This window comes from Lentzea sp., assembly GCF_035525475.1.
Taxonomy (GTDB): Bacteria; Actinomycetota; Actinomycetes; order Mycobacteriales; family Pseudonocardiaceae; genus Lentzea.
Window position 1 is genome coordinate 9972 of record NZ_DATLEC010000090.1, and the last position, 22631, is coordinate 32602.

A 22631-nucleotide genomic window follows, 5' to 3' on the forward strand; every position below is an offset into this window, starting at 1 on the left:
TCGGGGAGGAACGGGTCGACCATGAGCACCGGCGAGATCGAGCACACGAGCACCGCCACCGACAGGGACGAGCTCCTGCGCCGGTGGCTCAGCGGCGGCGTGCGGGGCAGGCGGCGGGGGATCGGACGTGCGGACCGGTCCGCGCCGCTGCCGCTGTCGCACGGCCAGCGGCAGATGTGGTTCCTCAACCGACTGGACCCCGGCAGCGCCGAGTACCTGGTGCCCCTGGCGTTCCGGCTGCGCGGACGGCTCGACGTCGCCGCGCTGCAACGGGCCTGGCAGGAGGTCGTCGCCCGGCACGAGGTGCTGCGCACCCGGTACGCGGTGAACGGCGCCGAGCCCGTGCAGGTGGTCGACCCGCCCGCGCCGCTGATCCTGCCGGTCACCGAGGTGTCCGATGTGGACGCCGCGGTCGGCGAGGAGGCGGTCGAGCCGTTCGACCTCGAGCACGACTGGCCGGTGCGTGCCCGCCTGTGGCGCAGCGGGCCCGAGGACCACGTGCTGACGCTCGTTTTCCACCACGTGGCGTTCGACGCGTGGTCCACGCGCGTCCTCGGCGAGGAGCTGGAGGCGCTCTACACGGCGTTCACGCGCAGTGAGCCCGCGTCGCTGCCGCCGGTACCGACGCAGTACGCGGACTACGCGGCGTGGCAGCGCGACGACCCCGCCCTGGCGGACCAGCTCGCCTACTGGCACGGCCAGCTCGCCGGCGTCGAGCCGGCGGACCTGCCCACCGACCTGCCGCGGCCCGCGGTGCGCGACTCCGCCGGCGACGCCGTGGAGTTCGAGGTGCCGGCCGGGTTGTCCGCGCGGATCCGGGACGTGGCCAAGGAGTTCGGCACCACACCGTTCGTCGTGCTGCTCACCGCCTTCCAGGTGCTCCTGGCCCGCTACACCGGCCGGCCCGACGTGCCGGTCGGCACCACCGTGTCCGGGCGGACCCGCCCCGAGCTGCAGGGCATGATCGGCTACGGCGTCAACACCCTCGTGCTGCGCGCGCGGTGGGCCGGCGACCCCGCGTTCCGCGAGCTGCTCGTGCAGGCACGCGGCACACTCGCCGACGCCTACGACCACCAGGCGGTGCCGTTCGCCCGGCTCGTCGACGACCTGCAGCCGGAGCGGGACATGTCCCGCACCCCGCTGCACCAGGTCGCGTTCACCATGCACGACCGCGGCGGGGCGCCCTTCGGCCTGCCCGGCGTCACCGTCGAGCCGCGCACCGCCACCGGGCGGGTGGCCAAGTGCGACCTCGAACTGCAGATCAACGACCTGCCGGACGCCACGTTCGCCGGTCAGCTGGTCTACGCCACGTCGCTGTTCCACGAGGAGACGGTCGAGCGCGCCGCCGGGCACCTGCTGCGGCTGCTGGAGTCGGCGCTCGCCGACACCGCGCTCCCGATCTCCCGGCTGACCGTGCTCGACGACGCGGAGCACGCGCTCGTCACCGGGTCGGTGCCCGGCTGGAACGCCGCGGTGACCGACTGCGTGCACACGCTGTTCGAGGAGCAGGCGGCCCGCACGCCGAACGCCGTGGCGGTCGTCGCCGGTGACACCCGGCTGACCTACGCCGAGCTGAACGCGCGGGCGAACCGGCTGGCGCACCACCTGCGTTCCCTCGGGGCGGGGCCGGAGCAGCTCGTCGGCGTGCGCCTGGAGCGCGGACCGGACCTGCTGCCCGCGTTGCTGGGCGTGTTGAAGTCCGGTGCGGGCTACCTGCCGCTGGACCCGGTGAACCCGGAGGACCGGCTGCGGTACGTGCAGGCCGACGCGGGCGTCACCCTCGTGGTCGACGACGCGCTGCTTGCGTCGCTGCCGGAGGGCCAGGACACCAACCCTGCCAACCTCTCCGGCCCGGACAACGTCGTCTACACGATCTACACCTCCGGCTCCACCGGCAGGCCCAAGGGCTGCGTGCTCACCCACGCCAACGTCGTGCGGCTCATGCGCACCGCCCAGGAGCACTACGAGTTCAACGAGTCCGACGTGTGGTCGATGTTCCACTCGTACGCGTTCGACGTGTCGGTGTTCGAGATGTGGGGCGCGCTGCTGCACGGCGGCACGCTCGTGGTGGTGCCGCGGGAGGTGACGCGGTCGCCGGAGGACTTCCTGGACCTGCTGGTGGACAACGAGGTCACCGTGCTGAGCCAGACGCCGTCGGCGTTCCGCTCGCTCGTCGGCGCGGCGGCCGACGGGGACCCGCGCATCGACCGGCTGGTGCTGCGCGCCGTGGTCTTCGCGGGCGAGAAGCTGGAGATGCCGGAGCTGCGGCCGTGGACCGACCGGTGCGGCCTCGCCGAGCCGCGGCTCGCCAACATGTACGGGATCACCGAGACCACCGTGCACACCACGTTCTACGAGGTGCAGCCGGGCGACCTGGAACTGTCGGCGGGAAACCCCATCGGCCGGCCGCTCAGCGACCTGACGGTGTACCTGCTCGACGCGCACGGCGTGCTGGTCCCGATCGGCGTGCCGGGCGAGATCCACGTCGGTGGTCCCGGTGTGGCCCGCGGGTACCTCAACCGGCCGGAGCTGACCGCCGAACGGTTCGTGCCCGACCCGTTCGGCCCGGCCGGGTCGCGGCTCTACCGCAGCGGCGACCTCGCGAAGCGCCGCCCCGACGGCAGCCTGGATTTCCTGGGCCGCATCGACCACCAGGTCAAGATCCGTGGCTATCGCGTCGAGCTCGGTGAGATCGAGCTCGCGCTGACGGCGCTCGACGACGTCCGCGACGCTGTGGTGCTCGCGCGCGACGAACGGCTCGTGGCCTACGTCGTCCCGGCCGCCGGCGACCTGGACACCGCCGCGCTGCGGATGGCGCTGGGCCGAGACCTGCCCGACTACATGGTGCCGGCCGCGTTCGTGCGGCTCGACGCGATCCCGTTGACCTCCAACGGGAAGCTCGACCAGCGCGCGCTGCCCGCACCGGACCTCGACGCGTTCGCGCGGGGCGAGTACGTGGCGCCGCGCACGCCGGTCGAGGCGCAGGTCGCCGCGGTGTGGGCGACGGCGCTCGAGGTGGAGCGCGTCGGCGTGCACGACGGCTTCTTCGACCTCGGCGGCGACTCCATCCGCGCGGTCGCGCTGGTCGGCGCGCTGCGGGCGGAGGGCTTCGACCTGGCCGTGCGCGACGTGTTCGAACGCCGCACGGTCGCCGAGCTGTGCGAGCTGCTGACCGGCCGCACCGCCCTGGTCGCCGCGGACCAGGCGCTCGTGGAACCGTTCGCGCTGATCGGCGCGGAGGACCGGGCGGCGCTGCCCGAGGGCGTCGTGGACGCCTACCCGCTGTCGCAGATCCAGACCGGCATGGTCATCGAGATGCTGGCCGACGACAGCAAGAACAACTACCACAACTGCTCCTGCTTCCGGATCCTCGACGACCGCCCGTTCTCCCGGGAGGCCTTCGAAGCCGCCGCGCGGATCGTGGTGGAACGCCACGACATGCTACGCACGAGCGTCCACCTCACCGACTTCTCGGTGCCCCTGCAGCTGGTCCACGCCACCGCGACCATGCCGGTCGGGCAGCGCGACCTCGGCCACCTCGACGAGCAGGGCCAGCTCGCGTCGCTGCAGGAGTGGGTGCGCGAGCAGCGCGCCACGCCGTTCGACCTGACCCGGCCCACCCTCATGCGGTTCCACGCGCACCTCACCGGCACGGACGCCTGGTGGATCTCCATCACCGAGTGCCACCCGGTGATGGAGGGCTGGAGCTACCACTCGCTGCTGATGGAGCTGCTGCGGCTCTACCGCTCGCTGCGCGACGGCGTCGAACCCGAGCCCCACGAGCGGCCCGGCGTGCGGTTCGCCGACTCGGTCGCCGCCGAGCTGGAGTCGCTGGAGTCCGGTGTGGACGGTGCGTACTGGCGTTCGGTGGTGACCCGTTACCCGAAGGTCACGCTGCCGACCGGGTGGGGCTCCGAACCCGGCACGACGCACCACGTGCGGATCTCCTGGGAGGACCTGGAACCCGGCCTGCGGGCGCTGGCGACGGCGGCCGGTGCGTCGCTCAAGGCCGTCATGCTCTCGGCCTACCTCAAGGTGTTGAGCCAGCTGACCGACCTGCCGTCGTTCCACGGCGGCCTGGTCTACGACGTGCGCCCCGAGGTCCTCGGCGCCGACCGGGTGTTCGGCATGTACCTCAACACGTTGCCACTGCCGTTCGACCGCGGCGCCCCCACGTGGCTGGCCCTGGTGCAGCAGGTCTTCGCGCAGGAGGTCGAGTCCTGGGCGCACCGCCGGTACCCGCTGCCCGCGGTGCAGCGCGAGTACGGCGCGGCCCAGCTGATCGACGTCTTCTTCAACTACCAGGACTTCCGCCAGGTCGACACCGAACTGGTGGACGCCTCCGTGGGCATCGACGACAGCCCCACCGAGTTCCCGCTCACCATCTCCTCGCGCAACAAGCACATCTTCCTCACCGCGGCCTCGTCGTCGCTGAGCCTCGCCAACACCGAACGCATCGCGGCGATGTTCCGCGCGGTGCTCGCGGACATGGCCGCTGATCCGGCACGTGACGCCCAGAAGACCTTCGTGGCACCGGAAGAGACCGCGCTGACGCTGGGGGAGTGGGCTGTCAACCCCGCCGCCGCGGCGGAGAAGTGCACCTACGAGCTGTTCGAGGACCAGGTCGCCCGCACCCCGCACACCGTCGCCGTCACCGACGGGACCCGTCAGCTGTCCTATGTGGAACTGGACGCACTCGCCAACCGTTATGCGCACCGGTTGCGTGCCCTCGGCGTCGGCACCGAGACCGTGGTCGGCGTGCTGCTCGACCGCGGCCCCGACCTGCTGGCGTGCCTGCTGGGCGTGTGGAAGGCCGGTGCCGCCTACCTGCCGATGGACCCGTCGTTCCCCGCAGCCCGCGTCACCGGCGCGCTCGTGGACGCCGACGCCGCCGCGTTCGTCACGCAACCCGAGTACACCAATGACTTCTCCGGTCCGACGCTCGTCGTCGGCGTGGACGACGTCTCGGCCGAACCGGCGACCGCCCCCGAGCGGGTCGCCGACCTCGACCGGCTCGCCTACGTGATCTACACGTCCGGCTCGACCGGGCGGCCCAAGGGCGTCCAGGTGCCGCACCGCGGCCTGGTGAACCACGTGTGGTGGGCCGTCGAGGAGCTGGCGTCGCAGGGCACCGGCGGCGCGCCGCTGTTCTCGTCGATCGCCTTCGACCTCGTGGTGCCCAACCTGTGGGCGCCGCTGCTCGCCGGCCAGGCCGTGCACATGGTGCCGCAGGACACCGATCTCGGCGCACTGGGCGCGGCGCTGGCCGGTCCGTACAGCTTCATCAAGCTCACGCCCGCGCACCTGGAGGTGCTGACCCACCAGCTCCCGCCGGAGCGGGCCAACGCGATCGCGCCGTTGCTGGTGGTCGCGGGCGAAGCGCTGACCCGCCGCGTCGTCACGGCGTGGCGCGCGCTGGCACCGGACGTGCGGCTGGTCAACGAGTACGGCCCCACCGAGACGTCGGTCGGCACGTGCGTCCACCCGGTCGAGGGCCCGATCACCGCGGAGGTCCAGCCCATCGGCCGGCCGCTGCCGAACGTGACCATGTACGTGCTCGACCACCGGCTGGAGCCGGTGCCCGTGGGCGTGCCCGGCGAGCTGTACGTCGGCGGGACCGGAGTCGCCCGCGGCTACGCCGGCCGCCCGGAGCTGACCGCGGAGCGCTTCCTGCCCGACCCGTACGGCCCGCCCGGCGCGCGGCTCTACCGCAGCGGCGACGTGGTGCGCGTGCTGCCGGACGGCGACGTCGACTTCCTGGGCCGCGGCGACGGCCAGGTCAAGATCCGCGGGTACCGCGTGGAGCTCGGCGAGATCGAGGCGAGGATCGCGCAGGACCCGCGCGTCACCGACGTGCGCGTGGTGCTGCGGGAGGACAACCCCGGCGAGAAGCAGCTCGTCGCCTATCTGACGGGCGCGGAGTTCGACCCCCAGGAGCTGCGCGCGGTGCTGGAACCCGTGCTGCCCGCGTACATGGTGCCGTCGGCGTTCGTCCAGCTCGACGCCATCCCGTTGAACGCCAACGGCAAGGTCGACCGCGCCGCACTGCCCGCACCGGGCGCGGACGCGTTCGCACGGGCGGCGAGCGTGGCGCCACGGACGCCGCTCGAGGAACGGGTCGCCGCGGTGTGGCACGACGTCCTCGGGTCCGAGTGCGGTGTGCACGACGACTTCTTCGAACTGGGAGGCGACTCGATCCGCGCGGTGGCGCTGATCGGCGCGCTGCGGGCGTCCGGGTTCGACGTGTCCGTCAAGGACGTGTTCCAGCACCGCACGGTCGCCGCGTTGTGCGAGCGGCTGTCCGGGCGCGAGGCCGTGACCGCGGACAGCTTCGTCGCGCCGTTCGCGCTCCTCGACGCCCACGACCGGGCGGCGTTGCCGGACGGGATCGTCGACGCCTACCCGTTGTCGCAGGTGCAGACCGGCATGCTGGTGGAGATGCTCGCCGACCCCGGCCGCAGCAACTACCACAACGTCAACGTCTACACCGTCCACGACGACCGGCCGTTCGACGTTCTCGCGTTCGCCCGCGCCGTGCGGATCGTGGTGGCACGGCACGACGTGCTGCGCACGAGCGTCCACCTGACCGGCTTCTCCGTGCCGGTGCAGCTGGTGCACGCCGTCGCCGAGACCCCGGTGGACCGGCGCGACCTGCGCGCTCTCGACGTGCGCGACCGGCGGGCCGCGGTGTCGGACTTCGTGGCCGCCGAACGGGCGGACGTGTTCGACCTCGCCGCGGGAACGCCGCTGCTGCGGGTCTGCGCGCACCTCATGAGCGACGACGAGTGGCTGTGCTCGTTCACCCAGAACCACGCGGTGATGGACGGCTGGAGCAACCAGCTGTTCCTCATGGAGCTCCTCGAGGTCTACCGGCGCGAGCGCGACGGCCAGGACCTCGGCCGCTACGAGCCGATCCCGGTGCGCTACGCCGACTTCGTGGCGGCCGAGCTCGCGGCGCTGGAGTCGCCGCAGGACGCGGAGTACTGGCAGCGGCTCGTCGACGAGCACGCCAAGTTCGAGATCCCCGCCGGCTGGCACGGCGACCGCACCGCCCCGCCGCTGTCCGTGCGCGCCGGCCTCGACTTCGGCGACCTCGCGGACGGGCTGCGCGCGCTGGCCTCGGCGGCGAAGGTGTCGATGAAGAGCGTGCTGGTCGCCGCGCACGTCAAGGTGATGAGCCAGCTCACCGGCGAGGCCGCGTTCCACACCGGGCTCGTCACCCACTCCCGGCCGGAGGCGCCCGGCGCCGACCGGCTGTACGGCAACTTCCTCAACACCCTGCCGTTCCCCGCCGACCGGACCGCGCGGACGTGGCGCGAGCTGGTCCGGCAGGTGTCGGACCGGGAGATCGAGGCCTGGGCGCACCGTCACTACCCGATGCCCGCCATCCGCGGCCGGGCCGGACGGCTCGTGGACGTCTTCTTCGGCTTCCTCGACTTCCACCGGCTCGACTCCGAGGTCGCTGAGGACGGCTGGGGCTTCAACGACGCGCCCAACGAGTTCGCGCTCGCGATCACCACGCTCGGCGGCCTGCTGGCCATCACCACGAACTCGCACGTGCTGAGCCAGGAGAACGCGAACCGGGTCGCCGGGATGTTCCGCGCCGTGCTGACCTCGATGGCGTCCGATGTGGACGGTGACGCCCGCGAGGTGCTCCTGCCCGATGGCGAACGGGAGCAGCTCCTGCGGCTCGGCGAGACCAGCCCGGTGCCCGTCACCAAGTGCGTGCACGAGCTGTTCGAGGAGCAGGTCGCGCGAACGCCCGGCGCGGTGGCCGTGGTCGCCGGCGACGAGTCGCTGACGTACGCGGAGCTGAACGCGCGGGCCAACCGGTGGGCGCACCACCTGCGTTCGCTCGGCGCGGGACCGGAACGGCTGGTGGGCGTCTCGCTCGAGCGCGGTCCCGGCCTGCTGCCCGCTCTGCTGGGCGTGCTGAAGTCCGGCGCCGGCTACCTGCCGCTGGACCCGGTGAACCCGGAGGACCGGCTGCGGTTCGTGCGCGAGGACGCGGGTGCCGGGATCGTGATCACCTCACCCGAGGTGCCCGACGGGCCGGAGACCGACCCCGATCCGGTCTCCTCCCCGGACAACGTCATCTACACGATCTACACCTCCGGGTCGACCGGGAAGCCGAAGGGCGTCAGCCTGACCCATCGCAACGTGGTCCGGCTGATGGCGACCGCGCAGGAGCACTACGAGTTCGGCGAGTCCGACGTCTTCTCCCTGTTCCACTCCTACGCCTTCGACGTGTCGGTGTTCGAGATGTGGGGTGCGCTGCTGCACGGCGGCACGCTCGTCGTGGTGCCGCGGGACGTGACCCGCTCGCCGGACGACTTCCTGGACCTGCTGGTGGACACCGGTGTCACGGTGCTGAGCCAGACGCCCTCGGCGTTCCACTCGATCGACCCCGCGGACCCGCGGACCGGCCGGTGGTCGGTGCGTGCGGTGGTCTTCGCCGGCGAGAAGCTGGAGCTCGGCGAACTGCGGCCGTGGCTCGGCCGGGTCGAGCTGGTCAACATGTACGGCATCACCGAGACGACGGTGCACACGACCTACCACCGCGTCACCGAGGCCGACCTGGCCGGGGGCAACGCCGTCGGGTCACCGTTGCGGGACCTGTCGGTGCACCTGCTGGACACGCACGGCCGGCTCGTGCCCGTGGGCGTGCCGGGCGAGATCCACGTCGGCGGTCCCGGTGTGGCCCGCGGCTACCTGAACCGGCCGGAGTTGACCGCCGAGCGGTTCGTGCCCGACCCGTTCGGCCCGCCCGGTTCCCGGCTCTACCGCAGCGGCGACCTCGCGAAGCGCCGCCCTGACGGCACCCTGGACTTCCTGGGCCGCGCCGACCACCAGGTCAAGATCCGCGGCTACCGCGTCGAACTGGGCGAGATCGAGGTCGCGCTGTCCGCGGTACAGGGTGTGCGCGAGGCCGTCGTCGTCGTGCGCGACGACCGCCTGGTCGCCTACGTCGTCGGCGCGCCAGAGGAGGACCTCCGCGCGGCACTGGCCAGTGACCTGCCGGATTACATGGTGCCGTCCGCGTTCGTGCCGCTCGACGCCGTCCCGTTGACCCCCAATGGCAAGCTCGACCGGCGCGCGTTGCCTGACCCGGACGCCGGCGCGTTCGCCCGCACCGACCACGTCGCTCCGCGCACCCCGGTGGAGGAGCGGATCGCCGCGGTGTGGCGCGAGGTGCTGAACCTCGACCGCGTGGGCGTCCACGACGAGTTCTTCTCCGTCGGTGGCGACTCGATCCGCGCTGTCCGGCTGGTCGGGGCGCTGCGCGCCGGTGGCGTCGACCTGTCCGTGCCCGAGATCTTCGAGCACCGCACGGTCGCGGGCCTCGCCGCCGTGGCTGCGGGCCGCGACGACGTCACGGCGTGCGAGCCCGTCGAGCCGTTCGAGCTGATCGGCGCGGCGGACCGGGCGAAGCTGCCGGCGGGTGCCGCCGACGCGTACCCGATGTCGCAGGTGCAGACCGGCATGGTGGTCGAGCTGCTCACCGAGGACGACGCCTACCGCAGCTTCGCCTCCTACCGGATCGCCGGGCCGTTCTCCGAGGCCGCCCTGCGCGCTGCGGCGAACACCGTCGTGGCGCGCCACGACCTCCTGCGCACCTCGTTCGACCTCTACACGTACTCCGTGCCGATGCAGGTCGTGCACGCCGACGTGGACGTCCCGGTGACCGTGCACGAGGTGCACGGCGAGGACGCGTTGATGGAGTCGCTGCTCGCAGAACGCAACGCGGGCTTCGACCTGGACGCGGCACCGCTGCTGAAGATCGCCGCGCACCTCACCGGCGACGACGGCTGGTGGCTGTCGCTGTGCCGGCCGCACGCGATCGTCGAGGGCTGGAGCCACCACTGGCTGCTCGCCGAGCTGGTCGACTGCTACCGGAGGCTGCGCGACGGACTCCCGCCGGCGCCGCACACCGCGCCCCCGGTGCGGTACGCGGACTACATCGCGGCCGAGATGGCCTCGCTGGAGTCCGAAGTGGACTCCACGTACTGGCGCGACGTCGTGCACTCGCACGCCCCGGTGACGCTGCCGGAGTCGTGGCGCGGTGACGAACCCGGCGAGAGCTACGACGTCGCGGTGGCGCTGGACGAGCAGGCGCTGACGGCACTGGCCGCGCGGCTGCGCGTGTCGGTGAAGACCGTGCTGCTCGCCGCGCACGTCAAGGTGATGGGACAGCTGACCGGCGCACCGGCGTACCACGTCGGCCTCGTCTGCGACGCACGGCCCGAGCTGGAGGGCGCGGACCGCGTCTACGGCATGCACCTCAACACCGTGCCGTTCCCCGCGGACCGCTCCGCGGCGACGTGGCGCGAGCTGGTGCTGGGCGTGTTCGACCGCGAGGTCGCCCTGTGGCCGCACCGGCGGTACCCGATGCCCGCGATCCAGCGCGCCTGGCCGGGCGGGCGGCTCGTGGACGTCGCGTTCAACTACGTGGACCTGCGGCACGAGGAGTCCGCCGGCGAGGACGTCGAGTCGCGGTACTCGGTGTCCCAGACGGAGTTCGGCCTCACCCTGCACTGCCGCCCGAACCGGGTGAACCTCACCGCGAACACCACCGTCCTGTCCAGGGCCGACGGCGCGCGGCTCGGCGAGATGTACCGCGCGGTGCTCGACGCCATGGTCGCCGACCTCGACGGCGACGCCCGCACGACCCACCTGCCCGTCGGCGAACGCGAACGCCTGCTCGTCGAGGCGTCGGCCACCGAGCAGGAACCGGTCGACCTCTGCGTGCAGCAGGAGTTCGAACGCCGCGTGGCGCTCGCCCCGGACGCCGTCGCGCTGACCGCCGACGACCACGTGGCGACCTACGCCGGCCTCAACCAGCGCGTCAACCAGCTGGCACACCGCCTGACCGGCCTCGGCGTCGGTCCCGAGACGGTCGTCGCGATCTGCCTGGAACGCTCGCCGGAGCTGGTCACCGCCGTGCTCGCGGTGCTCAAGGCCGGGGGCGCCTACCTTCCGCTCGACCCGGAGACGCCGCCCTCGCGCCTCGAGTTCATGCACTCCGACGCCGGCGCCGAGCTGCTGATCACGCGGACCTCGTTGCTGGACAAGGTGTCGCACGCGTCCGTCGTGCTGGTGGACGAGCCCGCCCCGGCGGACCTGCCCGACACCGACCCGGCACCGCGGGCCACGCAGGACAACCTCGCGTACGTGATCTACACGTCCGGTTCCACCGGGCGGCCCAAGGGCGTGATGGTGCGCCGGGGCGGCATGGGCAACCACCTGCTCGCGAAGATCGAGGACCTCGGGCTCACCGAGCACGACAGCGTGGTGCAGAACGCCTCGCCGTCGTTCGACATCTCCGTGTGGCAGATGCTCGCGCCACTGGTCGTCGGCGGCGCGGTCCGCGTGGTCGACGGCGACACTGCGCTCGACCCGGACGCGTTGTTCGGGCTGACCGCGCGGGAGCGGATCACCGTGCTGGAGGTCGTACCGTCGCTGCTGCGCACCGCGCTCGACAGCGGCACCGGTCTGCCAGGGCTGCCGGACCTGCGGTGGCTGATGGTGACCGGTGAGGCGCTGCCGCCGGAGCTGTGCCCGCGCTGGTTCGCCCGCTACCCGCACATCCCGCTGGTCAACGCCTACGGCCCGACTGAGTGCTCGGACGACGTGACGCACGCGTTCCTGACCGAAAGGCTGCACGGGCGGCGCGTGCCGATCGGCGAGGCCGTCCGCAACACCCGCCTCTACGTGCTCGACGCGCGGCTGGAGCCGGTGCCGTCCGGGGTCGAGGGTGAGCTGTACGTCGGCGGTCTCGGCGTCGGCCGCGGCTACCTGAACCGGCCCGGCCTGACAGCGGAGAAGTTCGTCCCCGACCCGTTCGGACCGGCGGGCGCACGTCTCTACCGCACCGGCGACCTCGCGAGCTGGCGGCCGGACGGCGCGCTCGACTTCCTCGGCCGGATCGACGACCAGGTGAAGGTGCGCGGGCACCGGATCGAGCTGGGCGAGATCGAGGCGGAGCTCGTGGCGTTGGACGAGATCGCCGAGGCACTGGTCGTCGTGCGCGACGACCGCCTGATCGCCTACTACACGGGCGGGACGCCGTCGCGGGAGGAGCTGCGCGACCGGCTCGGCCGCACGCTGCCCGACTACATGGTGCCGGCGGCGTTCGTGCGGCTCGACGAGTTCCCGTTGACGCCCAACGGCAAGCACGACCGCAAGGCGCTGCCCGCACCCGGCGACGACGCGTTCGCCCGCGGCGAGCACCTCGCACCGCGCACCGAGACCGAGGCCCGCGTCGCCGAGGTCTGGCGGACCGCGCTGGGCCTCGAGCGGGTCGGCGTGCGGGACGGGTTCTTCGACATCGGCGGTGACTCGATCCGCGCGGTCGGCGTGGTCGGCGCGCTGCGCGCCGAGGGCTTCGACGTCGCCGTGCGGGACGTCTTCGAGGCACGCACGGTCGAGAACCTGTGCCGGCTGTTCGCTGGTCGCGGCGCCGCGGCCGAGCAGCGCTACGTCGAGCCGTTCGAGCTGCTCTCCCCGGCGGACCGGGCGTCGCTGCCCGCGGACGTCGTGGACGCGTACCCGGTGGGCCGCACCCAGCTCGGCATGATCATCGAGATGCTGGCCGACGACGGCCGGCACCCGTACCACATCATCAACACGTTCCGGGTGACCGAACCCGAACCGCTCGACCCCGCCGCGCTCACCGCGGCCGCGCAGGTCCTCTCCGGCCGGCACGAGGTGCTGCGGACGTCGTTCCGGCTCACCGGGTTCTCCGAGCCGCTGCAGCTGGTGCACGGCACGGCCGAGCTGCCGGTCGAGCTCCGCGACGTGCGCGGACTGTCCGAAGAGGACCTTGTTCGGGTGCGTCAGGAGCTGGCGGCCGAGCAGCGCGCGGCGGTGTTCGACGTCGCGCGGGCGCCGCTCATGCGGATCATCGCGCACGTCGAGAGCGACGAGGCGTGGTGGGTCACCTTCACGCAGTCGCACGCGATCACCGAGGGCTGGAGCTACCACCTGCTGCTCATGGAGCTGCTGGACGTCTACCGGGCGCTGCGCGACGGCACCGGGCTCGAGCCGTACGACCGGCCGCGGGTGCGGTTCGCCGACACGATCGCCGGCGAGCTGGCGGCGCTGGGATCGGCGGAGGACAAGGACTACTGGCAGCGCGTCACCAGCACGCAGGTGCCGGCGGCGATGCCGGCCGAGTGGGCCGGCGACTCCGACGAGCGCGTGTACGTCGAGGTGCCGTTCGACGACCTCGCCGGTGCGTTGCGCTCGGTCGCGACCGCCGCCGGTGTGTCCATGAAGAGCGTGCTGCTGGCCGCGCACCTCAAGGTGCTGGGCCAGGTCACCGACGAACCGGCCTACCACACCGGCCTGGTCTGCGACGTGCGCCCGGAGGTGCTCGGCGCGGACCGCGTGCCCGGCATGTACCTCAACACGCTGCCGATGGGCGTCGACCGGTCGGCGCGGACGTGGCGCGAGCTGCTGACGCAGGTGTTCGACGCCGAGGTCGAGCTGTGGGCGCACCGGCGGTACCCGATGCCCGCTGTCCAGCACGACTGGGGCGGCGGCCGGCTGATCAACGTTCTGTTCAACTACCTGGACTTCCACCACGTCGACACCGATCGGGTGGCGGCCGGGACCCGGATGAACATCGGCCCCAACGAGTTCGACCTCTCGGTCTTCAACCGCGGCGACCGGCTCTGGGTGAACTCGCACGAACGCGTGCTCAGCCGCGCGAACACCGAACGGCTCGCGGGCATGTACCGCGCGGTTCTCGAGGCGATCGCGTCCGATGTGGACGGTGACGCGCGGGCGGTGTGCCTCCCGGCGGGGGAACGCGAGCGGCTGCTCGGCTTCACCGACGCCGTGGCGGAGCCGGTGACGTCGTGCGTGCACGAGCTGTTCGAGCAGCAGGTCGCGCGGACGCCCGCCGCGGTCGCCGTCGTCGCCGGAGACGTGTTGCTCACGTACGCGGAGCTGAACGCGCGGGCGAACCGGCTGGCGCACCACCTGCGTTCCCTCGGGGCGGGGCCGGAGCAGCTCGTCGGCGTGTCCCTGGAGCGCGGACCGGACCTGCTGCCCGCGTTGCTGGGTGTGCTCAAGTCCGGTGCGGGTTACCTGCCGCTGGACCCGGTCAACCCGCCGGAACGACTGCGGTACGTCCGCGAGGACGCCGGTGTCTCGATCGTGGTCGACGCGGAGATGATGGCCGCGCTTCCGGCGGGACCGGACGCGAACCCCGCGTCGCTGACGGTGCCGGACAACCTGATCTACACGATCTACACCTCGGGTTCGACTGGGAAGCCGAAGGGTGTGTGCCTGACGCACGCCAACGTGGTGCGGCTGATGACGACCGCGCAGGAGCACTACGCGTTCGACGAGTCGGACGTGTGGTCGATGTTCCACTCGTACGCGTTCGACGTGTCGGTGTTCGAGATGTGGGGCGCCCTGCTGCACGGCGGCACGCTCGTCGTCGTGCCGCGCGATGTCACCCGCTCGCCGGAGGACTTCCTCGACCTGCTGGTGGACAACGAGATCACGATCCTCAGCCAGACGCCGTCGGCGTTCCGCTCGCTCGTCGCGCTCGCGGCCGACCCGCGGATCAAGCGGTTGTCGTTGCGGGCGGTGGTGTTCGCCGGCGAGAAGCTGGAGATCGGCGAGCTGGCGCCGTGGGTCGAGCGCGTCGGCCTCGGCCGGGTGGCGCTGGTGAACATGTACGGCATCACCGAGACGACCGTGCACACCACGTACCACCGGCTGTCCAAGAAGGACCTGCTGCCGGGCGCGGGCAACCCGGTCGGCCGGCCGCTGAGCGACCTCGCCGTGCACCTGCTCGGGGCGAACGGTGACCTCGTGCCGATGGGCACGCGCGGTGAGATCCACGTCGGTGGCCCCGGCGTCGCCCGCGGCTACCTGAACCGGCCGGAGCTCACGGCGGAGCGGTTCGTGCCCGACTCGTTCGGGCCGCCCGGATCGCGGCTGTACCGCAGCGGAGACCTGGCCGTGCGGCGGCCGGACGGCAGCCTCGGCTTCGCCGGCCGCGCCGACGACCAGGTCAAGATCCGCGGCTACCGCGTGGAGCTGGGCGAGATCGAGGCCGCGCTGACCGCCCACCCGGCGGTGCGCGAGGCGGTCGTGCTGCTGCGGGCGGAGTCGCTGGTCGGCTACGTCGTGCCCGCGGGCGACATCGACCCCGCCGAGCTGCGCGCGTGGCTCGGCCGCACGTTGCCGGACTACATGGTCCCGGCGGCGTACCCGGTGCTCGACCGGATCCCGCTCACGCCCAACGGCAAGCTGGACAAGCGGGCACTGCCCGAACCGGACCGCGGCGCGTTCGCCGGCGCCGGGTTCGTCGCGCCGCGCACGCCGGTCGAGGAACGGGTGGCGGCGATCTGGCGGTCGGTGCTCGGCGTCGACCGGGTCGGGCTGGCCGACGGCTTCTTCGACCTCGGCGGCGACTCGATCCGCGCCGTGATGGTCGTGGGGGAGATGAAGGCCGCCGGGATCGCGGTGAGCGCGCTCGACGTGCTGCGGCACCAGACGATCGCCGCGCTGCTGGCGTCGTCCCCGGACCACGACGACGTGGAGCCGGTCGAGCCGTTCGCGCTGCTGGCCGATGCCGATCGCGCGCTGCTGCCGGACGGGCTGGTGGACGCCTACCCGCTGACCCAGCCGCAGACCGGCATGCTGGTGGAGATGCTGTCCGCGGACGGCCCGCCCAGCTACCACCGGGTGGCGTCGGCGCGGATCAGCGAGCCGTTCTCCCGCGACGCGCTGCACCGCGCGCTGCAGGTGCTCGTGTCCCGGCACGAGGCGCTGCGGACGTCGGTCGACCTCGACCGGTACTCGGTGCCGCTGCAACTGGTGCACGCCACGGCGGACGTGCCGCTGCGGGTCGTGGACCTGACCGCGGCCGCCGACGCGGACGAGCAGGTGCGGGCGGCGTTGCGCACCGAGGCCGCGACCGCGCTGCCGCACTCCGCGGCACCGTTGCTGCGGCTGACCGTGCACCGGCTGGCCGGCGGGCAGTGGCAGCTCACGATCACCCAGTCGCACGTCGTGGTCGACGGCTGGACGTTCAACACAATGCGCGGCGAGCTGCTGGAGACCTACCGGGCGGTGCGCGACGGCGCCGACCTGCCCGCGTTCACGCCGCCCCGGCTGCGGTTCGCGGACACGGTCGCGGCCGAGCTGCGGGCGCTGGCGTCCAGCGAGGACCGGGCCTTCTGGCAGGACGTGGTCGACGGGTTCGAGCCGTTCGTCCTGCCAGAGGGCTGGGGCGGGCCCGGCGGGAGCTGTCACTTGCGCGTCCCGCTGGACGACCTGACGGACGGGCTGCGCGCGGTCGCGTCGGCGGCCGGCGTACCGGTGAAGAGCGTCCTGCTGGCCGCGCACCTCAAGGTGCTCAGCCAGCTCACGCCCGCCCGCCGGTTCCACTCGGGCCTCGTCACGCACTGCCGCCCGGACGGCGGCGACCGCGTCTACGGCACGCACCTCAACACCGTGCCGTTCCCGGTCGAGATCACGTCGTCCTGGACGGACCTCGTCCGGCAGGTGTTCGACCGCGAGCTGGCGCTGTGGCCGCACCGGCACTTCCCGATGCCCGCGATCCAGCACGAGCTGGCGGACGGCGGACGGCTCGTGCAGGTGTACTTCAGCTACGAGGACTTCGGCACGCTCGACGTGGCCGCGGACCCGGCCGAGGGCCACAGCCACGACGAGTTCCCGCTTGCCGTCACGGCGTCCGACAGCTGCCTCTTCCTGGCCTGCGACAGCGCGTTGCTCAGCAGGGACAACGCCGAACGGCTCGCCCAGATGTATCGGGCCGCGCTGGCCTCGGTCGTCGCGGACGACGTCTGCGGGACCTACCTGCCCGAGGGCGAGCCCGTGCTGCCGGTCGGACCGGAGCCGGTGGCGGCTTCCTCCGCCATCGACCTGTTCGAGTCGCACGCCGCGGCGACGCCGGACGCAACCGCCGTGACGTTCGAGGGCGCCACCGTGACGTACGCGGAGCTCGACGCACGGGCCAACCGCGTCGCGCAGCTGTTGCGCGGCAGGGGTGTCGGCACCGAGTCGCTCGTCGGCGTGGTGCTGGAGCGCGGGGTCGACCTCGTCGCGGCGCTGCTGGGCGTGTGGAAGGCGGGCGCGGCCTACGTGCCGGTCGACCCGTCGTTCCCGGCGGCGCGCGTGGAGGAGATGCTGCGCGGTTGCACGGCGGTGGTCGATCCGGCCGCTGTGGACGGATTGGACGCGTTCCCGGCGGCCGCGCCGGCGCTCACCACGGACCCGGACCAGCTCGCGTACGTGATCTACACGTCCGGGTCGACCGGCAGGCCCAAGGGCGTGCAGGTCACGCACGGCGGCCTGGCGAACTTCCTGGCCTACGTCCGTTCCGAGTACGTGCGCGGCCGCGGTGCGCCGTTGTTCGCGTCGGTCGCCTACGACATGGTCGTCTCGAACCTGCACGGGCCGCTGACCGCCGGCGCGCCACTGCACCTGGCACCGCGCGACCTCCCGCTCGACGCACTGGGCGGCTGGCTCGCCGAGCAGGGGCCGTTCGACTTCGTCGAGCTGACCCGCAGCCACCTGGAACTGGTCACCGGCCAGGTGTCCGAGGTGCTGGCCGACGCGCTCGTCGTCGGTGGCGAGGCCGTGTCCGGCCACGTCGTGGCGGCGGCGCGCGGCCTGGTCAGCGGGCGGATCGTCAACTCCTACGGCCCCACCGAGGCCACGGTCACGACCAACGAGCACGTGGTGCGCGACGAGACCGATGTGGTGCCGATCGGCATGCCGTTGCCCGGTGTCTCGACCTACGTCCTGGACACCGCCTTGCGGCCGGTGCCGGTCGGCGTGCCCGGTGAGCTGTTCATCGGCGGCCTCGGCGTGGCCCGCGGCTACCTCGGCGAGCCGGGGATGACCGCGGAGCGGTTCGTGCCGGACCCGTTCGGCGCGCCCGGTTCCCGGCTGTACCGCACCGGCGACCTCGCCCGCGTGCTGCCCTCCGGTGACGTGGACTTCCTCGGCCGCGCCGACGGCCAGGTGAAGATCCGCGGGTTCCGGGTGGAGCTGGGCGAGATCGAGGCGGTCCTGCGGACGAGGGTCGACGACGCCCGCGTGGTGCTCGACTCCGGCCGGCTCGTCGCCTACGTGGCGGGAGAGCGGGACGACCTGCGCTCGTGGCTCGCAGCCCGGCTGCCCGCCCACATGGTGCCCGCCGCGTTCGTGCTGGTGCCGGAGATCCCGTTGACCGCCAACGGCAAGCTCGACCTGCGGGCGCTGCCGGCTCCGGACGGATCGTCGTTCGCGCACCGGCCGCACCAGGAGCCGATCACCGACACCGAGCAGTGGCTCGCGGACGTGTGGGCGCAGGTGCTCGGTCTGGACCGGGTCGGCGCGGCCGACCGGTTCTTCGAGCTCGGCGGCCACTCGATCCTGGTGTTCCAGGTGATCGCGGCGGCTCGCCGTGCCGGACGGACCCTGTCGTTGCTGACGATGTACGCCGACGACCGCCTCTCTGCTGTTGCGGCGGCGATGGACCGGGAACAGCCTGCCCCGGTCGTGGACCACGGGACCGATGTGAGCGTCGCGGTGCTCCGCGGCGGAGAGCTTGCCGAGGTCCGCGTGCAAGGTGTGGTCACCGCGGACACGGTGTTCCAGGTGGGGTCGCTCAGTAAACCGGTCACGGCGTTCGCGGTGCTGCGCCTGGTCCGGCAGGGCGTGCTCGACCTCGACGAGGACGTCAACACCTACCTGACGAGCTGGTCGGCCCCCGCCGACGGCCGCGTCACCCCGCGCCACCTGCTCGGCCACCTGTCGGGCCTGGTTCCGACGCCCAACCCCGGCTACACCGCCCTGCCCGGCCTCGCCGAACTGCTGCGCGACGCCCGCCTGGAGACACCGCCCGGCGCGGTGTTCCGCAAGGCGGACGTCAACTACACGATCGTCGAGCAGCTGCTGGAGGACGTCACCGGGCAGCCGTTCCCGGAGCTGGTGCGGGAACTCGTGTTCGCCCCGCTCGGCATGGCGCGCAGCGGCTACGGCCCGGCGGCCGGCCCGGCCGCGCAGGGCCACGACCAGGACGGCGAGCCCGTTCCGTGGCTGCTGTGGCCCGCCGCGGCGAGCGGCCTGTGGACGACGGCGGGCGACCTCGCGTCGTTCCTGCTGGAGATCCGCAGGTCCCGGCTCGGCCACGCCGGCGCGCTGCTGTCGCCCGAGCTGGCCGGAGAGATGGTGACCGCGCAACATCGCCACAGCGCGTACGGGCTCGGCGTGGTCGTGGACGACCTCGGCACCGACGTCCAGTTCGGGCACGGCGGCACGGGCGGCGGCTTCCACGCGATGGCGATGTGCCGCATCGGCACGGGTGACGGGTTCGTGGCGCTCACGAACTCCGACGCGGGCGCCGACGCGGTGAAGCAGTACACCTCGCTGCTCGAGGGCGACCGATGAGCGCGGGGGTGCTGCGGCACAACCGGGACTTCCGGCTGCTGTGGACCGGCGCGGGCATCTCCGCGCTGGGCGGCACCGTCACGACGGTCACCTACCCGCTGCTGATGATCTGGCAGGACGGGTCGGCGGTGCGGGCGGGGCTCGTCGGGTTCGCGGCACTGCTGCCGATGCTGTTGCTCCAGCTGCCCGCGGGCGTGTTCGTCGACCGCTGGGACCGGCGGCGCGTGATGATCACGTGCGACGCGGTGTCGTTCGTGACGATCGGCAGCGTCGCGATCTCGTTGCTGCTCGGGCACCTCTGGTTGCCGCACCTGCTCGTCGTGGCCTTCCTGGAGGGCAGCGCGCAGATCTTCTACCGGCTGTCCGAACGCGCGGCGGTGCGCAACGTCGTGCGCCCCGACGACCTGCCCGCCGCGCTGTCGCAGAACGAGGCGCGCGGCCGGGCGGCGGGTCTGCTCGGCCAGCCGCTGGGCAGCGTCCTGTTCGCACTGGTGCGGTGGGCGCCGTTCGTGTTCACCGCGCTCGGGCACCTCGTCGCGCTCGTGACGCTGCTGTTGATCCGCAAGGACTTCCAGACCGAGCGGGGTCCCCGCAAGAACCTGCGGGCCGAGATCGCCGAAGGCGTCGGCTGGCTGCTGCGGCAGCGGTTCCTGCGCTCGGCCGTGCTGCTGGTGGCCGTGACGAACGTGCTGTTCCAGGTGCTGTCGCTGAGCCTCGCGCTGATCGTCAAGGAGAGCGGCGGCTCGCCCGCGGTGATCGGCGTGATCGGCGCGGCGTCCGGTGTCGGCGGGGTGCTGGGCGCGATGAGCGGGTCGTGGTTCGTGCGCAGGCTGCGGCCCGGCATGGTGATCATCACGGTGTTCGCCGCGTGGGCGCTGCTGATGCCGGTGGTCGCGCTGACCGCGAACCCCGTCGTGCTCGGCGGCCTGTTCGCCGGGATGTCGTTCGCCGGCGCCCTGATCAACGTGATGGCCGGCGTCTACCAGGTGCAGGTCACCCCGGACGAGATGCAGGGCCGGGTCGGCAGCGTGGCCGGCCTGCTGAGCTCCGGCGCCAACTCGTTCGGCGCGCTGGCCGCCGGTTTCCTGCTGGCAGCCTGGGGAACGGGCCACACGGTGCTCGGCGTGGCCGCGGTGATGGCCGCCGTCGCCGTGACCGCCTGGCTCACGCCCGTCGTCCGCACCACCGAGTACCGGGAAAGGGTGAACGCATGACGAAGGCGGTCGAGAGCCTGTTCGGCCAGTACGGGGAGACCGACCCGTACGCGCTGTACCGGCGGCTGCGCGAGCACGGGCCGGTGCACTGGGACCCGTGGATGCGGACCTGGATCGTGCTGGACCACGAGGAGATCACCCGGCTGTCCAAGGACCCCAGGCTCTCCGGCGCCCGCATCGAGCAGTTCTACGAGCAGCTCCCCGACGAGGCCCGCACCGGGCTGGCGACGCTGAAGAACGCGCTGGAACCGATGATGCTGTTCACCGAGCCGCCGCGGCACACGCGGTTGAGGCAGCTGCTGCGGCCCGGCCTGACACCGCGGTTCGTCAAGGAGGTCAGGGAGGTCATCGCCGACCGGGTCGAGTCGTTGCTCGACGCGGCCGCCGCCCGCGGCGGGATGGACGTGATCGCGGACTTCTCCGAACCGCTGACCCGCGACGTCATCGGGCAGCTCGCCGGTGTCCCGGACCGCGGCGCGCACCTGCTGGAGAGCTGGCAGGGGCTGCTGCACGAGTTCTTCACCCAGTCCCGGCGGGAGGTGCCGCGGGTGACGGCGCTGCGCGGCCTGTTCGACGAGGGCGCGCAGGCCCGCCGCGACGGCACCGGCACCGACCTGTTCACCAGGATGGTGTCCGGGCAGCTCGCCAGGGACGACTACACCGAGGACGAGGTCTTCGCGAACTTCGTGCTGCTCATCGACGCGGGCCAGGCCACGACCACGCACCTGATCGGCAACGCCGTGCTCGCGCTGCTGGAGCACCCCGACCAGCAGCGGCTGCTGCGGTCGCGGCCGGAGCTGGCGGCGAACGCGGCGCACGAGTTCCTGCGCTACGACAGCTCCGTGCAGTTCACCAGCCGGGTCGCGCTGGAGGACCTGGAGATCGCGGGTCATCACGTCGAACGCGGCCAGTCCGTCGCGCTCGTCCTCGGCGCCGGCAACCGCGACCCCAAGCGCTACACCGACCCCGACCGGCTGGACGTGACCCGCAAGGCGCACGACCAGCTGTCGTTCGGGCACGGCATCCACTACTGCCTCGGCGCCTCGCTGGCGCTGGCCGAGATCGAGATCGCCGTCTCCCGCCTGCTGGAGCGGTTCGCGAGCATCGAGCTGCTGGACGACGCGCCGGTGTGGCTCGAGAGCATCAACTTCCGGTTCCTGCGCCGGCTGCGGATCGGGGTGAGGTGATGGCCGGCTGGTTCCGCACCTTCACGCCCCGCCCGCACGCCCTGCGGCAGCTGGTGTGCTTCCCGCACGCCGGTGGCGCGGCCAGCACGTTCCGCGGCTGGGCCGAGCTCGTCGGTCCGACCGTCGAGGTGGTGGCGGTGCAGTACCCCGGCCGCCAGGACCGCATCGCCGACCCGCTACCCGGCGACCTCGCCGAGCTGGCGGACCGGGTGGCCGCGGAGGTCGCGCCCCGGCTGACGAGACCGACCGCGTTCTTCGGCCACAGCATGGGCGCCGCGGTCGCGTTCGAGACGGCCCGGCGGCTGCGGCCGCAGTTCCCGTCCCGGCTCACCCGGTTGTACGTGTCGGCGTGCGACGCACCACCCGCGCACCGCCGCCGCACGGCCGACCACACTGATGCCGAGATCCGCGAGTACGTCCGGTTCCTCGGCGGCTCCGGAGCGGCGCTGCTCGAGGACGAGGAGCTGTGGCAGCTGTCGTTGCCCGCGCTGCGCAACGACTTCCGCCTGATCGAGTCCTACCGGTACACCACCGGCGCACCGCTCACGTGCCCGGTGACGGCGATCGCCGGCGACAGCGACCAGTCGGTGTCGCACGCGGATGTCCTGCGCTGGCAGGACATCACGATCGGGCCGTTCGGCGCGGTCACCCAGCCGGGCGGCCACTTCTACTTCGACGACTCGGCCGCGGGACTGGCGGAGCTGTTCCGCGCCGACGAGAACTGGGCGAAGCCGGGTATGGCCGCGATATAGCCCGAGTATCGGGTCCGGCGAGAGGTTCGAGGCGGCAACCCGTCCCATCGCGC

The 22631-nt window shown here is 72.6% G+C and carries 4 protein-coding genes; all 4 read left to right on the plus strand.

The genetic code is table 11. The annotated features are described in order from the left end of the window. Positions 1-21 precede the first annotated feature (21 nt). From VM306_RS16105 to VM306_RS16120, 4 genes are read left to right on the plus strand one after another with little or no spacing between them, the layout of a single operon-like run. Entirely contained in the window at positions 22-19425 is a 19404-nt protein-coding gene (locus VM306_RS16105) for a non-ribosomal peptide synthetase (RefSeq protein WP_325515799.1), read from the plus strand. Next, a complete protein-coding gene (locus VM306_RS16110; protein WP_325515800.1) occupies positions 19422-20639 on the plus strand; it encodes an MFS transporter in 1218 nt (405 codons plus the stop codon). The genes VM306_RS16105 and VM306_RS16110 overlap by 4 nt, the downstream gene beginning before the upstream one ends. Next, on the plus strand, positions 20636-21826 hold the full coding sequence (locus VM306_RS16115) for a cytochrome P450 (protein ID WP_325515801.1): 1191 nt from the start codon (positions 20636-20638) through the stop codon (positions 21824-21826). Before VM306_RS16110 ends, VM306_RS16115 begins: the two co-directional genes overlap by 4 nt. After that, positions 21826-22578, plus strand: a complete 753-nt coding sequence (locus VM306_RS16120; protein WP_325515802.1) for a thioesterase II family protein — start codon at positions 21826-21828, stop codon at positions 22576-22578. Before VM306_RS16115 ends, VM306_RS16120 begins: the two co-directional genes overlap by 1 nt. The last annotated feature ends 53 nt before the right edge of the window (positions 22579-22631 follow it).